The sequence below is a fragment of the Bradyrhizobium sacchari genome (genome assembly GCF_002068095.1).
GTDB classification, from domain to species: domain Bacteria; phylum Pseudomonadota; class Alphaproteobacteria; order Rhizobiales; family Xanthobacteraceae; genus Bradyrhizobium; species Bradyrhizobium sacchari.
Map to the genome: position 1 here is coordinate 191,945 of NZ_LWIG01000001.1, position 15,055 is coordinate 206,999.

Sequence of the window (15,055 nt, forward strand, 5' to 3'; positions counted from 1 at the left end):
CCGCGCGGACCGGCGGCAATGCCCACGCTACATCGGATAAAGAGACGAGATTAGGCGGTCTTCACGGCTCCCAAAAAGCCTTCGACCGCGACGCGGAGACGATCGGCATCGGCCGACATCTTCTTCACGGATTCGGACAGCACCGTGCCGGCATTGCCGGTCTCCTGGTTGAGTCTTGCGACGCTGCCGATGGTGTCGGTGACCTCGCGGGTGCCTTGCGCCGCCTGCTGGAAGTTGCGCGAGATTTCGGTGGTGGCCGCGCGCTGCTGCTCGACGGCGGCGGCAATCGCGGTCATCTTCTCGTCGATGCCGCTGATGGCGCCGCCGATGTTGCGGATCGCGGTCACGGCCTGGCCGGTCGCGCCCTGGATCTCCTCGACCTGGCGGGAAATCTCCTCGGTCGCCGTTGCCGTCTGCGCAGCGAGGCTCTTGACCTCACCGGCGACCACGGCGAAGCCGCGGCCCGCCTCGCCCGCACGTGCGGCCTCGATGGTGGCGTTGAGCGCCAGCAGGTTGGTCTGGCCGGCGATGGCGTGGATCATCTTCACGACTTCGCTGATGCGGCTCGCGGTCTGGTCGAGGATCTCGACCGTCGCATTGGTCTGCTCGGCCTGCGCCACGGCCTCGCGGGCCTCGCGCGCGCTCGACTGCACCTGCGCGGAAATCTCGCCGACGGAGGCGGAGAGCTCCTCCGTCGCAGCCGCAATGGTTTCGAGATTGTTGGTGGCCTGCTCGGCCGCCGAGGACACCGCTGCGGTCTGGCTGCTCGATTCCGCAACCAGCGAGCGCACGCCGGTTGCTGTGGTATCAAGCTCCTTGGCCGAGGCCGCAACGCTGTGAATGACGGCCTGCACGGTGTCGTCGAAGCTGCGGCACGCCGCATCCACCGTGCCGGAGCGGGCAAGCTGCAGCGCCTGCTGCGATTCGCGTTCCTGGCCGAGACGCTCGGCGGTCGCCGCGCTTTCGCGCAGACTTTCGAGCGCCGCCGCCATGGTGCCGAACTCGTCGGGATACTTCGATTGCGGGACCGGCGTCGCGTAGTCGCGCGCGCCGATCCGTGCGATGGCGTCAAGAATGGCGCGCACCGGGCGCATCAGGCGACTGCGCACCACATAGACGCCAGCGAGGGTCACCGCGAGCGCCAGCAGGAAGGCCAGCGATTGCACCACGAGATTGGTGAGGGCCTTGGCCTGGATCGTCTCCGCGCGCGCAATGGACTGGTCCAAGGCCTTGTTCGCGACAGCGACGATGGGCGCGAAGGGCGACTGGCACAGCGCATTCCATTCGGAGGCGGGCATCGCCGGCTTGCCGCTGCCGTCAAAATTCTTCGTGAGCTCTCCGATCTGCTTGAGCACGCCGTCGGTCTTGGCCCGCGCGTCCTTCGCGGCACCGATCATCTCGGCGGTCACCTCGGGCGCCGCGAGCAGTTCGTCCATCCCGGCCCAGCCGGATGCGATGGAGCCGTTCCAGCTCGCGATGGTCTGCTTCTGGGCCTCGTCGAGCGGCTTGCTGGCATTGACGTTCGGACGCAGGGTCGAGCATTGGATGCCGTAGCGGTCGCGCACCTGCCAGGCGAGACGACGGACCTGGATCATGCGGGCGATGAAAGGATCGTCGATCCAGGCGCGGTTCGATACCGCGGTGGACGCCAGATTGGCGGTGTCGATCACCTTGGTGACGGCATCGTACCAGACATTGGTACGTTCCATCTTGCGCTCGCCGCGCGGCTGCCTGGCCTCGTCATAGAATAGCTGGAACTTCGGCGCAGCCTCGTCCCAGCGCTGCTTCAGCGTGCTCGCGAGCTCATCGCGCCGGGCGAATTCGACGGTGGCGATCGCCGCGAGGATGGATTCATAGCCAGCCTGCTCGGCCTTTTCAGCGGCCCCCAGCTTTGCGCGCGCATCGTCCTCGCCGAGCAGCGCGCTCTGGGCATCGCCGCGATTGTTGCGCAGCGACAGCACGCCATGGAAAATCGCCTTGTCGGCGGCGGCAAGACGGGCCGTCTCGAGGCTGTCGCGGTAGCGGCCGAAGGCGCCGACCATCTGGATCGCCGTGCTCGTCAGCGCACCGGCAGCCAAAAGCGCCATGAGCACCAGCAGGAGCGTACTTACCGATTTCTTAAGAATTGCCATGGGTCAAGGGCCTACGCGTTAGTGAAGGCCACCTTGCATCGCCACATGCCAATGTTTCGTTAAGGTTGTAGTCAAATGCCAACCGCCCGGCCTGCCGCCCCTGCGCCAGGCCGGGGTTCGTCAGGCGACTTTCGTGAAATCCGGGGAACGGCGCTCGGCAAAAGCGGTGAACGCTTCGCGCGCCTCGGCGGTGCGCAGCCGCTGTGCGAACTGCTCGCCTTCCGCCTGCATCTGCGCGACCAGCGCCTCGCCGTTGCGCATCAGCTTCTTGGTCGCGGTGAGCGCGCCGGCCGGCTNGGGCGAGCCGCTGCGCCAGCGCGAGCGCCTCGGTGTCGAGCCTGGCGAGCGGCACGACGCGGTTGGCGAGGCCCCATTCCAGCGCGGATTTGGCCGGCACGGTCTCGCCGAGCGCGAACATCTCATAGGCGCGCGCATAGCCGATGCGGGCCGGCATCAACAGGCTGGAGGCGGCTTCCGGCACCAGCGCGAGGCTGACGAAGGGCGTCGACAATTGCGCGTTGTCGGCGAGCACGACGAGGTCGCAATGCAGCAGCATCGTGGTGCCGACGCCGACGGCGCGGCCCTGCACGGCCGCGACCAGCGGCCGGGTGCAGCGCGCCAGCGACTGGATGAAGCGGACGACGTTGCGGCTGCCTTCCGACTTGCCGGATGCGACGGCCGCGAATTCGCCGACGTCGTTGCCCGCGGTGAACATGTCACCCTCGCCGCGGATCAGAATAACGCGGGTGGACGGATCGAACTCGGCGGATTCGATGGCATCGGCGAGCTTGCCGTACATCGCATCCGTCAGCGCGTTCTTCTTGTCCGGGCGCGCCAGCGTGAGGGTGAGAATTCCGCCGTTGTTCTCGATCCGGACATGCTCGGTCATTGCTCTCTCCTTAGTCCTCTGGGTTTCTTGATGTATCTCTTGGAAACTTGTCCTGAATGCTCGCCAGCCAGCGCGCGACGATGTCGATCTCCGCAGCTGTAAATCCCTCCGTCAGCGCCGCGTTGATCCTGGCCGCCTCGGTCTTGGCCTGTGTCAGCACGGTGCGCCCTTTCGGCGTCAGCCAGACGCGAAACGCGCGTCCGTCCTCGCGATCGGCCCGGCGCTCGACCAGCCGCGCCGCAGCGCTGCGATCGACGAGGCCGGAAATACCGGCCGGTCCCATGTCGAGGGCCGCGCCGGCTTCACCCATCAGCACGCCGTCCTGCCCGCCGAGGATGAACAACAGCCCGGCCTGCGCCGGCGTCACCTCGCTCGAGGGCTGCGCCGCCATCCAGCGCTGCAGGCGGCGCTGCGCGACGTTGAGCAGGTAGATCAGCCGATGGTGCTTCGCTGCGGCCTCTTTACTTCGCATGCGAAATATATAGCGGGACAGATCCGGATTGTCAAAGAGAGCCGGTATGTCGACGGGCGCGGCAGCCGTCGAGCAGAATTGCGGCGCATGTCTGCGCCCGCCTCTCGATCTCGTTGCGCGAGGGCAGTGTCACGCTTGCGTACATCGCCGCGCGCTGCGGCGCCGACACCATCATGCCGATCATCATCCCGGCGGCTTCATCGACGTTATCGAGCGCGATGCGCTTCTTCTTGACTTGATCGCGAAGCCAGCCCGCGAGCGCCGCCGCGGTGCGGGCGATGCCGTCCCTGTAGAAATTCGCCGCAAGGTCGGGGAACGTGGCCGACTGCTGCAGCACCATGCGCTGGAGCGCGACGACCTCGGGATCGAGCGCGAGATCGGCGCAGGCGACAAGCACGGCAGCCAAGCTCGTTTCGATGTCGGCCTGATTGTTGGAATGAAAATTGACGTCGGAGAGCAAGCGGTCGAGCCGGTCCGCGCACATCGCTTCGAACAGCGCCGCCTTGCCCGGAAACAGCCGATAAAGAGTCTTGGTGGAGATGCCGGCGCCGCGCGCTAGCTCTTCGGTGCTGGTTGCTGCATAGCCATCGACGGCGAAGGCGTGCCGCGCCGCCTCGATGACGATGCGTTTCGTCTCGTCGTCGCTGCGTACCGGCGGCCGCCCGCGCGGGCGACCTTCTGATGACGGTTTTGCCTGAGCCATGTTTTTAGATGATGCCTGTCATTCCATTGACTCTCCCCAAGCTAGTCCTATTTTGGAAATCGTCAAGTTTCCTAATTCATGGAGCCGGCCATGACCGTGCACACCAGCCCGTCCAAGTCTGAAGCCACCGTCGTCCCGCCCCCTGGGCTGGAGGGCGTCCTGCCCGCCCCGTCGCGACCGGCGCACCGCCGAAAGCTGAACATTCGCAAGCTGTTGCTGGCAGGCGTGGCCGTCGCCGCGCTCGCCGGCGCGAGCTGGTACGGCTACGATTACTGGACCGTCGGGCGCTTCCTCGTCTCCACCGACGACGCCTATGTGAAGGCCGACAACACCACCATCGCGCCGAAGGTCAGCGGCTATCTCGACCGCGTTCTGGTCGGCGATAACGAGCATGTGAAGGCCGGCCAGGTGCTGGCCCGGATCGACGACCGCGATTTCCGCGTCGCGCTCGACCAGGCCAAGGCCGACGTCGCCGCCGCCAATGCGACGGTGACGAGCAAGCAGGCCCAGCTCGAGGTTCAAGAGGCGGTGATCGCGGCCGCGAAGGCGACCATCGATGTCGACACCGCCGCGAAGACCTTCGCCCAGCAGGAGAACAAGCGCTACACCGATCTCGCCAAGACCGGCTATGGCAGCGTGCAGAACGCGCAGCAGGCGCAGGCGCGCGATGCCGGAGCGGACGCCGCGATCGCGCGCGACAACGCCAACCTGATCTCCGCACAGAAGCAGGTCGATCTCCTCAAGGCCGAGATCGTGCAGGCCAGGGCCGCCGCCGCGCGCGCGGCCGCGGTCCAGCAGCAGGCGGAGCTCAATCTCGGCTACACCACCATCGTCTCGCCGATCGACGGCGTCGTCGGCAACCGCACCCTGCGCGTCGGCCAATATGTCCAGGCGGGCACGCAGTTGATGTCGATCGTGCCGGCCACGGGCGCCTATGTGGTCGCCAATTTCAAGGAGACCCAGCTCACGCATGTGCGCGCGGGTCAAGCGGTCGAGATCGAGGTCGACACGTTCCCGGGCCAGCTCGTGCACGGCCATGTCGATTCCATCGCGCCGGCCAGCGGCCAGGAATTCGCGCTGCTGCCGCCCGACAACGCCACCGGTAATTTCACCAAGATCGTGCAGCGCATTCCCGTGAAGATCGCGCTGGATGCCGAGACCGCGCCTGCGATCGCGCTGCGGCCCGGCATGTCCGTGATCCCGACGATCGCAACGCGCTCAGCGCCGACCGCCCAGGCGGCAGCGACGCCCAAAGCAAAACCTGTCTCCGGAGGGTCGTCCCATGTCAAACAGCCTCTCAATATCGACGCCAGGACAAGCAACTCCGGCCGCGACGCCTGAGCGCATCGCTGCCGACCCCAATCGGGCCAGCGTCACGATCTGGATCGCCGTGTTCGCGGCGATGATCGGCGCCTTTATGGCGATCCTGAACATCCAGATCACCAACGCCTCGCTGCTGAACATCGAGGGCGGCATCGGCACCGGCGCCGACAACGGATCCTGGATCTCGACGTCCTACCTGATCGGCGAGATCGTCGTCATTCCGCTGACCGACTATCTGTCGCGGGTGTTCTCGTTCCGCAACATCATCCTGAGCTTCGCGAGCCTGTTCGCGGCTTTCTCGGTCGCCTGCGCCTTCACCCACGATTTGCCGTCGATGATCGCGATGCGAGGCCTTCAGGGCTTCTTCGGCGGCGTGCTGATTCCGATGGCGTTCACGCTGGTCTTCACCAGGCTGCCGAAGGGCCAGCAGCCGATCGGCCTTGCCATGTTCTCGCTCGCCGTGACCTTCGCACCGGCGATCGGGCCGACGATCGGCGGCTATCTCACCGAGAATTACGGCTGGCAGACCATCTTCTATGTCAACGTGCTGCCCACCGCCGTCATGGTGACTATTCTCTTCTTCACCCTGGAGCGCGCGCCGCTGAATTTCGCCCTGCTGCGCGAAGGCGACTGGTTCGGCATCGTGACCATGGCGATCGGCCTTGCTTCGCTCCAGGCCGTGCTCGAGGAAGGCAACAAGGACGACTGGTTCGGCTCGCCCTTCATCGTGCGGCTTGCGATCATCGCGACCATCAGCCTGTCGCTGTTCATCTTTATCGAGCTCGTGGTCGAGAAGCCGCTGCTGCGTCTACGCCTGCTGACGCAGTGGAATTTCGGCGTCGGCACGATTGCCGCGGTGTTCCTCGGCTTCGCGCTGTTCGGCTCGGTCTATCTGCTGCCAGCCTATCTCGGCCAGGTGCAGGGCTACAATGCCGAGCAGATCGGTAATGTGCTGGCCTGGACCGGCCTGCCGCAGTTGCTCCTGATTCCGCTGGTGCCGAAGCTGATGCAGCGGTTCGACGCACGCTACATCGCGACGGTCGGCTTGCTGTTGTTCGCCGGGAGCTCGTTCCTGAACATCGCAATGTCGCTCGACTATTCCGGCGACCAGTTCTTCATCCCCAACGTCGTGCGCGCCGTCGGCCAGGCGCTCACCCTGGCGCCGCTGTCCGCGCTCAGCCTCGGCAGCGTGGCCCCGCAAGACGCGCCGGCCGCCTCCGGCATCTCCAACATGATGCGCAACCTCGGCGGCGCCATCGGCACCGCGGTGTTGGCAACCATCGTCACCAAGCGCGAGCAGTTCCACTCCAACATCATCGGCCATTCCGTCACGCTCGGGCGCGAGGAAGTGCGTGATCGCATCGCGCAGATGACCAATTACTTCATGGCCCACGGCGTCCCCGACCCCAACGCCGCCCGCGAGCAGGCCATCATCGCGCTCGCCAAGACGGTGAAGCGCCAGGCGCTGGTGATGGGTTATTCCGACACTTTTGCGGTGATCGGCGTGGTGCTGGTGCTCGCCGCGGTCGCGGTGCTGCTGACGCGGCGGGTGAAGGCGGCCGGCGGGGGCGGCGCGCATTAGCCTCTTCTTCCCCCCTCTCCCCGTTCCTACGGGGAGAGGGTTGGGGTGAGGGGCTTCTCTCCACACATGAGATGACCGTGAGACCTGTACCCCCTCACCCGGATTGCACCGGACGATGCTTCGCATCGCCGGGAGCAATCCGACCTCTCCCCGCAAGCGGGGAGAGGTGAAGGGCTACTGCGCGCAGAAATAGCTCGACGCTTCCGTCACAGGGCCCGCCTTGTAGTGCGGCCAGGCCGGCCAGCGGCACAGGGGCAGCGCGCGCGTCACCGCAAACGAAGGCGCCTCGACCTTCTGCTCGGTCACTTCGAGGTCGCCCGGCGCCTTGTCATTCTCGACCCAGTCGACCAGCACGCTGAGCATGTCGACATTGGCGGGCGCGCCCGAGCCGACGTGATCGACGCCGGGCGCGGTGTAGAGCCGCGCGAACAGCGCCGTCGTCGCCGTCCCTATCAAGCGCTCGACATTCTCGAAATAGCGGATGCCGGCATAGGGGCTCTGCGCATAGTCGGCCATGTGCTCGAGAATGATCAGCTTGCCCTTGCGCTCGCGGAAGCGGCTGAGATCGGGATCGGTCGAATCCATAAGCCTTGAGACCTCGAGCAGCCGCGCCTTGTGGTTCTCCACCTTGTAGGTGGTGACGTCGAGCTCGGGATCGCGCGCGAACACATATTGAATGCCGCCGGCCCCGTAGATCCAGGCGATGCCGTTGTTGGGCGCGGGCGGCTGCGCCGGCGGCGCGGTGCCGAGCCACCAGGCGACCCAGCCGCCGGTCGGACCGGCCGCCGGCGTGTCCTCGCCCGAGACCCCCCAGCCCGGATAATCGTCGAGGCCGTTGGCGAGCACGAACGGGAATTTGTAGGTCGCATGCAGCGTGTTGATCGCCTTGATCTGCGCACCGGTCAGGCACCGATCGCCGCTGTTGCCGGCCTCGCAGCGCAGCGTCTCGACCTTGAACGCCGCCCTGCAGCTGACGGGATCCTGCACCAGCGCATCGTCGGAGCCGTCAGCCTTGTCGCAAGCCGCACGCACGGCTTCGCCGACGAGCTTGACTTGCGCCGGATTGATCCAGCCCTCGCCCATGGTCACAAGGCCCGAGCGCATGCCGGCATGCTGCAGGCCGACCCAGTTGATGACGGGCACGCGGGCGAAGATGCCGTCGAAATCGTCGGGGTAGCGCTGCGCCATGGTCAGGCCTTCGCGGCCGCCCTCGGACGATCCCATGAAATACATCTTCTCCGGCTTCTTGCCGTAGGCCCGCTCCATCAGCGTCACGGCCGCATCGCGCACCTTCTTGTAGGCACGGTGGGCAAAATTCTCGAAGGCTTCGTCATTCAATGCGAACAGCTGCGGCAGTTCGCCCGGCTTGGTCTCGTGACCTGAGTCGGTGCCGTAGGTGACGAAGCCGCGCGCGAGCGGCGACGGCTTGTCGAAGGGATAAGCCGGCGGCAGCGCAAGGCCGGTGATCAGCACGCCGTTGAAGCCGCCGCCGCCATATTGCACCGACCGCCCGTTCCATTCGACAGGCAGGTTGACCTGGAATTTGACCGGCGGCGCCTTGGGATCGACGGGGTCGATATGGCCGAGCACCTTGCAGAAGCCGGGATTGGCGGGGGTGACGCGCCCCGACGGCGTCGGCCCGCGCTCGGCAACGGCGAGAGGCGACGGCGCCTGCAACGTCGCGGCATCGATCTTCACGCCATCGGTGCCGCCGACCAGACCCTTGCAAACCGTCTCGGCATCTCCCGCCAGTGTCAGCGCCGACGCCCCGCCCGGGCTCATGGCGGCCGCCGTCCCCACGAGCCATGCGCACAGCTTCGCCCTGTTCCGCCCCATCGTTTCCACCCGGCTTGTTCTGTTGTGTTCGAAAGTTGGTCGCATTCAATGCAACCTTCGCCCGTGCGTCAATCGCTGACGCCGGCTTTCCGTCAGAACGATCCCAGAGCGCTGCCCAGGGCAATCACCGCCACCAGCGCCAGGAGCGAGGTCACGATGCCGACCATGACAATGTCAAGATAGCTGTCGCGATGCGTCAGGCCGCAGATTGCGAGCAGGCTGACCACCGCACCGTTGTGCGGCAGGATGTCGAGGGTCCCCGCACCGATCACCGCCACACGATGCATCAGCGCAAGGTCAATGCCGGTGCGCGCGGCAAGCTCGACATAGGTCGGGCCGAGGGCCTCGAGGGCGATGGTGAGCCCGCCCGACGCCGACCCCGTCAGCGCGGCCAGGATGTTGGTCGCGACAGCGAGCGAGACCAGCGGTCCGCCCTGGATCGCCAGCACCCAGTCGCGCACGATCGTGAACGCCGGCAGCGAGGCGACGACCGCGCCGAATCCGACGAGGCTGGCGACGCTGAACGCAGGCAGGACCGACGCATTGGCCCCGGCGTCCATGGTCCGGCGCAGCGCCGGCAGGCGCGCCCAGTTCATCGCGATGGTCGTGACGATGGCTGCCGCCAGCGCCACCGCGACCGACCACACGCCCGCGACGGCCGCCAGCGACGTTTCGCCAAAACGCTGCTCGGCGAGATAGCTGACATCGAGCCGCGGCAAAAGCACGAGCGACATCACAAGATTCATGGTGACGACAACGACCAGCGGCGCGATGGCGTTCAGCACGGGCGAAGGCCGGTCGCTACGCTGACCGTGCTGGAGCTCCGCCGGATCGAATTCGCGCGCGGTCGTTGCACGCTCGCGCACAAGCTCGTCGGCGGCCGCGTGCTCCGTGGAATCCTCGACGTCGTCGCCATAGCCCTCCCCGGCGCGGCGGGCCGCAGCTTCGGCACGATGGAGCCACCACAATCCCGCACCGAGCATGATGAGGGAGGCGATGATGCCGAGGCCCGGCGCGGCAAAGGGTGTCGTGCCGAAGAACGGCATCGGGATCGCATTCTGGATCGACGGCGTGCCCGGCAGGGCCGACATTGTGAAAGTCGACGTCCCCAGCACGATCGCCGCCGGGATCAGGCGACGCGGAATCGAAGCCGCGCGAAACAGCGAACGGGCCATGGGAACGATGACGAAGAAGGCGACGAACAGGCTGACGCCGCCATAGGTGACCAGCGCGCCGGCAAGCACGACCGCCAGGATCACGCGCCGCTCGCCGAGACGTTCCGCCATGAAGCGCGCGACCGAGCTCACCGCGCCGCTGTCGTCCATCAACTTGCCGAAAACGGCGCCAAGCAGAAAGATCGGAAAGAACTGTGCCAAAAATCCTGCCGCATTCACCATGAACACCTGGGTCAGGTTCGCAAGCAACGGCTCGCCGCCAAACAGCGCAGCAACGAGCGCGGCGAACGGCGCAAGCAGCAGGACGCTCCAGCCGCGGAAGGCGAACAGGACGAGCAGGCCGAGCCCGACGAGAAGGCCGAGAAGACCCATGTCTCAGCACTCCGACAGCAGGACGTCGAGATCGGCGGTCGAACGACAACCGATATCCGCACCGTGCTCGCTGAGGAAGTCGTCCGCGGCCATGCGCCCCTCGGCGCGCAGCATCGAGACAAACTCCCATTCCGCGTTGAGTTTCGAGGAGGCACCGAACTTCGCCAGCATGTCGCTCTTGATCCGGTGCGTCCGCATCTTCGCCCAGCGCGCGCCCTCGCCGCTGCCGGGGTCGGCCGCCTGGCGCAGCAGCGCGATCATGCGCAGCTCCTTCATCAGCGGCGAGTTGAAAGAGATCTCGTTCAGCCGGTTGAGGATCTCAGCCGCCGTCCGCGGTTCCTCCGGCCGCTCGGTTGGATTGATCTGGACGAGGATGGTGTCGTGCGCGTCGCTTTCGCGAACCAGCGGCGTGATCGTGGGGTTTCCGGCGAAGCCGCCGTCCCAATAGGGCTCGCCATCGATTTCGATGGCGCGAAACATGGTCGGCAGGCAGGCCGATGCCAGCAGCACATCCGCCGTGATCTCCGCGTTGCGGAAGATGCGGCCACGCCCGGTGCGCACCCGCGTCGCGGTGATGAACAGCTGGATCGGCGAACGCACTAGGCGTTCGAAATCGATGCTCTCGGCCAGCACCGCGCGCAGCGGATTGTAGCCGGTCGGATTGAGATCGTAGGGCGACACCACACGCGACATCAGGTCGGTGAGGATGTAGAAGGGCGACGTATCGAGGGTCCAGCGCCCCATCAGCCGGTCGAGCGGCGAGCGTTGCAGCGGGCTGAGGGCCGCCGCCCTGGAGACGCGGCGCCAATATTGTTCGAGCGCCTCGCGCGCGCCCTCGGCGCCGCCGGCGGTCCAGCCATCCGCCAGCACCGCTGCATTCATCGCGCCGGCGGAAGTTCCGGAAATCGCGGCAATGCTGAGCCACCTCTCTTCGAGGAGGCGGTCGAGCACGCCCCAGGAGAAGGCGCCGTGGGAACCGCCGCCCTGCAGTGCGAGATCAATCAGTACGGCGTCGCGTTCCATGGCGGACACTCACGCAACTGAAGCTCAAATTCGACATGATTGGGACACGTCGAATTCGGCCGCAGTGTGGGAGCAGCCGCCGCAAGATGCAACCGGAACGTGGGCGGTTTAGTGCTCGAATACCAGCCTTGCGCCGACCGTGCCGTCGAGAGCGCGGATCTGCTGGAGCAGCTCGCCCGAGTCCTGGCCGCCAAGATCGGCGTCGAGCACGACGTAGCCGAGGTCGCCGGCGGTCTCCAGATATTGCGCGGCGATGTTGATGTCGCGCTGGAGGAAGACCTCGTTCAGCCGCCGCAGCATGCCCGGCACGTTGCGGTGGACGTGGCTGAAGCGTGCGCCGGAGGGGCGCAGGTGCAGCTGCACTTCCGGGAAGTTCACCGCGCCCATGGTCGAGCCGGTGATGAAATAGTCGACCAGCTTGCGCGCGACCTCGCCGCCGATGCGCTCCTGCGCCTCCTCGGTCGAGCCGCCGACATGCGGGGTGAGGATGACATTGTTGAGGCCCTGCACCGGGCTCTTGAATCGTTCCGAATTCGAGGACGGCTCGACCGGAAACACGTCGATGGCGGCGCCAGCGATGTGGCCGTCGCGCAAGGCGCCGGCGAGTGCGTCGAGATCGACCACGGTGCCGCGGCTGTTGTTGATCAGGAACGAGCCCGGCTTCATCGCCCGCAGCTCCTTCTCCCCGATCATGCCGGCGGTCTCCGGCGTCTCCGGCACGTGCAGGCTGACGACGTCGCTCTGCGCCAGCAGCTCTTCGAGCTTCTCGACCGGCTCGGTGTTGCCGTGGCGGAGCTTGTCGGTGCGATCGTAGAAGATCACACGCATGCCCATGGCTTCGGCGAGCGTCGAGAGCTGCGAACCGATATTGCCATAGCCGATGATGCCGAGGGTGCGGCCGCGCACTTCGCGGCTGCCGGCCGCCGATTTGTCCCAGCCGCCGTCATGCGCCGACACCGAGCGCGGGAAGATCTGGCGCAGCAGCATCACGATCTCGCCGATCACGAGCTCGGCGACGCTGCGCGTGTTCGAGAACGGCGCGTTGAACACGGGAATACCGCGCTTGCGCGCTGCCAGGAGATCGACCTGGTTGGTGCCGACGCTGAAGCAGCCGACCGCAAGAAGCTGGTCGGCGGCGGCCAGCACCTCGTCGGTGATCTGGGTGCGCGAGCGGATGCCGAGCAGCGACACGCCCTTGAGCGCCCGGCGCAGATCCTCGCCGTCCAGCGCCTTGGTCAGCCGCTCGACATTGGTGAAACCCGCGCTCCGGAACAGGTCCACGGCGCTGTCGTTGACGCCTTCGAGCAGCAGTGCCTTCGCACTCCGCTCAGGGCTTTGGCCTGGGGCTGGCATGGTATCTCCTGAAATGGCGGCTTTGCAGCTGCTCATAGACCGCGGACGGCGCACAGCACAATAGGGGTTGGATACGGGGGGAAGATGGCGGGGAAGGTGCACGCGCTTGGCATCCCACCAGCCCGGTCATCCCCCTCACACCGCCGCCCCGTATCCCTGCGCAGCGGCGAAGCTGCTGTCGCTGGAGGTGCGAGTGGTGCGATGCCCGGCATCGCGCCGGGAGCCTCGACGGATGAACGGCCCCGATGCAGCCCGGCCGTCGCCCTTCGAGGGCCGCTGAAGAAGCGGCCACCACAGGGTGACGGATAAAAAATTCAAATCACATAAAATCCGTGCGTCCCATCAAGCCGGAGCTGCTCGACGAGACCGTACTCCCAGTCGAGATAGGCCTGCATCGCGGCTTGCGCGACGTCGGTGCCCTCATAGGGGCGGCGGTAGCGATGGGCCGGATCGGGCTTCGGCAGCACCAGTGGCGGGATGACTTCCAGCGCGCCCTCATAGCCGCCTTCGCGCACATACACCTCCCAGCCCATCTGCGCGAGCCAGGACGCCGTCATGTCGGCGCGCACGCCTTTATCGTCTGTCAGCGCGATGCGCGCGCCGCGCACCGGCGCGGCCATGTCGGTCTCCTGGACCAGCTGGCCGCCCGGATAGTGACGGAAACCCGGCAGATGCCCCGCGGCGTATTCCTCCGCTTCGCGCACATCGAAACAGTAGAGCGTGCGATCGGTCTCTGCGAGCAGCGCCGCCATCTCGCCCGCGCCGATGTGGCGGACGCCGGCGCGATAGGCAACGTCGCGCGCATTGGCCGGGCCGCCTTCGAACGATCCGATCGCGCCGCGCCGGTCGGCACCGTGGTTGAGCGCGTGCCGCGCCAGCGTCCAGCCGATGGTGCCGTTGCGCAGCGCCCGCACCTTGTTCGGCACGCCGGCATTGATCAGCGACTGCGTGCCGATGATCGAGCGCGTGCGTCCGGCACAATTGACGATGATCGTCGTGTCGGGATCGGGCGCGGCCCGACCTGCCCGCAGCACCAGCTCCGCGCCGGGCACGCTGACCGAGCCCGGAATGTTCATGGTCGCATATTCGTCGAAGCGGCGGACGTCGAGGATGGCGATGTTGGCTTTCTCTTCGATCAGCTTTGCCACCTCATCGGCGCTGAGCGAGGGGGTGTGGCGGCGCGCCTCGACCAGCTCGCCGAACGCTTTCGAATAGGAATTGACGTCCTCGAACATTTGATAGCCCGCATCGCGCCAGGCCTTCAGTCCGCCTGCGAGTGCGCTGATATTGGTGTAGCCGAGCGCGGCAAGGCGTTCCGCGCCGGTCGCGACCAGTCCCTCGCCGTCATCATAGAGCACGATCGCCACATCCTTGCGCGGCAGCCGCACCTCGGCCTCGATGGCGATCCGGTCTACGGCCATGTTGGCGGCGAACAGCGGATGGCCGGTCGCGAACGCCGCCTCGTACCGGAGATCAAGCAGCGCGATCTCCTCGCGCAGGAGCAGCGCGCGGCGGATATCGGCGGGGGTGACGGTGGGGAGCTTCATGGCGCAGACCTTGAGAAGAGAGCCAGAAGCTTTTGAACCATTGCGATGGTGTTGGCTAGCTGTATCGGTCCCCAACGCGGGTCTCAGGCTGACTACGCAAGCATTGTCCTAGTCGCATTGGAGCGTAGCGACGACCTGAGAAAAATCGAGTTGCGCAAGAACATCCGGGTCGATCCAGAAATGGAGCACGCATCCAATATTGGAATGCCAATCGAGAAACGCAAGTTCACCTTGTATTTGGAGTAAGAGCATGTCTTCCAAGTGCTCTTCGGTCGCATCTTGCGGACCGCTGCCATATCCCAGCATTTGATGAAGCGGCTGAAATGGCGATGCTTCCCGTTCTCCATCGCCGGCTTTTTCCAATGATTCTGCTGCGCGAGATTCGCAAGATAGCTGGGAGGGACATCATCGGAAGCATCGGTGTCCTGGGTCGCCATGCAACGGATCGTGTGATTGATGGCATTGCCCAGGTCCGCCGCGAATTGGGCAGCGCCGTTTCTTCAAGCTCGTCTCGTTCGGATGCGCCATCACGACCACAACTTTTGCGTGCGTCCGGCCGATCGAACCATTTCGTGGAACCGCAGACAAGTGATTCTTGTCTGTCGCCTCACACGGGCTTCCTGCGATGGTCTTTGAGCGGTCGACTGA

At 66.0% G+C, this 15,055-nt stretch carries 11 protein-coding genes and 2 pseudogenes; 2 read left to right on the forward strand and 11 right to left on the reverse strand.

Going from position 1 to position 15,055, the window contains the following annotated elements; all coding sequences use genetic code 11:
- Window positions 1–50: 50 nt before the first annotated feature.
- The 5 genes and pseudogenes from A5906_RS00920 to A5906_RS00935 all read right to left on the reverse strand — a co-directional run bounded on the left by A5906_RS00920 (window position 51) and on the right by A5906_RS00935 (window position 4,196).
- Window positions 51–2,132: a methyl-accepting chemotaxis protein gene (locus tag A5906_RS00920; protein WP_080133424.1), complete on the reverse strand. Its 2,082-nt coding sequence runs from the start codon at window positions 2,130–2,132 to the stop codon at window positions 51–53.
- Window positions 2,133–2,252: 120 nt separating this feature from the next.
- Window positions 2,253–2,428: pseudogene (locus tag A5906_RS43615) on the reverse strand (enoyl-CoA hydratase); the annotation flags it as partial.
- Window position 2,429: 1 nt separating this feature from the next.
- A pseudogene (locus tag A5906_RS00925) lies at window positions 2,430–3,021 on the reverse strand (enoyl-CoA hydratase-related protein); the annotation flags it as partial.
- 10 nt (window positions 3,022–3,031) lie between these two features.
- Window positions 3,032–3,493 carry a MarR family winged helix-turn-helix transcriptional regulator gene (locus A5906_RS00930; RefSeq protein ID WP_080133425.1) on the reverse strand — a complete coding sequence of 154 codons (462 nt, stop codon included), beginning with the start codon at window positions 3,491–3,493 and terminating at the stop codon, window positions 3,032–3,034.
- Between the two features lie 31 nt (window positions 3,494–3,524).
- Window positions 3,525–4,196 carry a TetR/AcrR family transcriptional regulator gene (locus tag A5906_RS00935; protein WP_080133426.1) on the reverse strand — a complete coding sequence of 224 codons (672 nt, stop codon included), beginning with the start codon at window positions 4,194–4,196 and terminating at the stop codon, window positions 3,525–3,527.
- Window positions 4,197–4,286: 90 nt separating this feature from the next.
- On the opposite strand from A5906_RS00935, the gene A5906_RS00940 reads away from it, so the two are divergent.
- Both A5906_RS00940 and A5906_RS00945 read left to right on the forward strand, forming a co-directional pair.
- Complete coding sequence (locus A5906_RS00940) at window positions 4,287–5,537, forward strand: HlyD family secretion protein (protein WP_080133994.1); 1,251 nt, start codon at window positions 4,287–4,289, stop codon at window positions 5,535–5,537.
- Window positions 5,479–7,101, forward strand: coding sequence for a DHA2 family efflux MFS transporter permease subunit (locus A5906_RS00945; RefSeq protein WP_080133427.1), 1,623 nt, complete (start codon window positions 5,479–5,481; stop codon window positions 7,099–7,101). Before A5906_RS00940 ends, A5906_RS00945 begins: the two co-directional genes overlap by 59 nt.
- A gap of 174 nt (window positions 7,102–7,275) precedes the next feature.
- Here the strand turns inward: A5906_RS00945 and A5906_RS00950 are convergent, their stop codons facing one another.
- The 6 genes from A5906_RS00950 to A5906_RS00975 all read right to left on the reverse strand — a co-directional run bounded on the left by A5906_RS00950 (window position 7,276) and on the right by A5906_RS00975 (window position 14,770).
- Complete coding sequence (locus A5906_RS00950) at window positions 7,276–8,937, reverse strand: tannase/feruloyl esterase family alpha/beta hydrolase (protein ID WP_080133428.1); 1,662 nt, start codon at window positions 8,935–8,937, stop codon at window positions 7,276–7,278.
- A gap of 92 nt (window positions 8,938–9,029) precedes the next feature.
- Window positions 9,030–10,484 (reverse strand): GntP family permease, encoded by a 1,455-nt coding sequence (locus A5906_RS00955; protein ID WP_080133429.1) that lies wholly within the window; start codon window positions 10,482–10,484, stop codon window positions 9,030–9,032.
- Between the two features lie 3 nt (window positions 10,485–10,487).
- Window positions 10,488–11,507, reverse strand: a complete 1,020-nt coding sequence (locus tag A5906_RS00960) for a patatin-like phospholipase family protein (protein WP_080133430.1) — start codon at window positions 11,505–11,507, stop codon at window positions 10,488–10,490.
- A gap of 108 nt (window positions 11,508–11,615) precedes the next feature.
- Window positions 11,616–12,860, reverse strand: a complete 1,245-nt coding sequence (serA, locus tag A5906_RS00965; RefSeq protein ID WP_080133431.1) for a phosphoglycerate dehydrogenase — start codon at window positions 12,858–12,860, stop codon at window positions 11,616–11,618.
- 314 nt (window positions 12,861–13,174) lie between these two features.
- Window positions 13,175–14,407, reverse strand: coding sequence for a rhodanese-like domain-containing protein (locus A5906_RS00970; protein ID WP_080133432.1), 1,233 nt, complete (start codon window positions 14,405–14,407; stop codon window positions 13,175–13,177).
- A 108-nt stretch (window positions 14,408–14,515) separates the two neighbouring features.
- Window positions 14,516–14,770 carry a DUF1963 domain-containing protein gene (locus A5906_RS00975; protein ID WP_245326542.1) on the reverse strand — a complete coding sequence of 85 codons (255 nt, stop codon included), beginning with the start codon at window positions 14,768–14,770 and terminating at the stop codon, window positions 14,516–14,518.
- Between the last annotated feature and the right edge of the window lie 285 nt (window positions 14,771–15,055).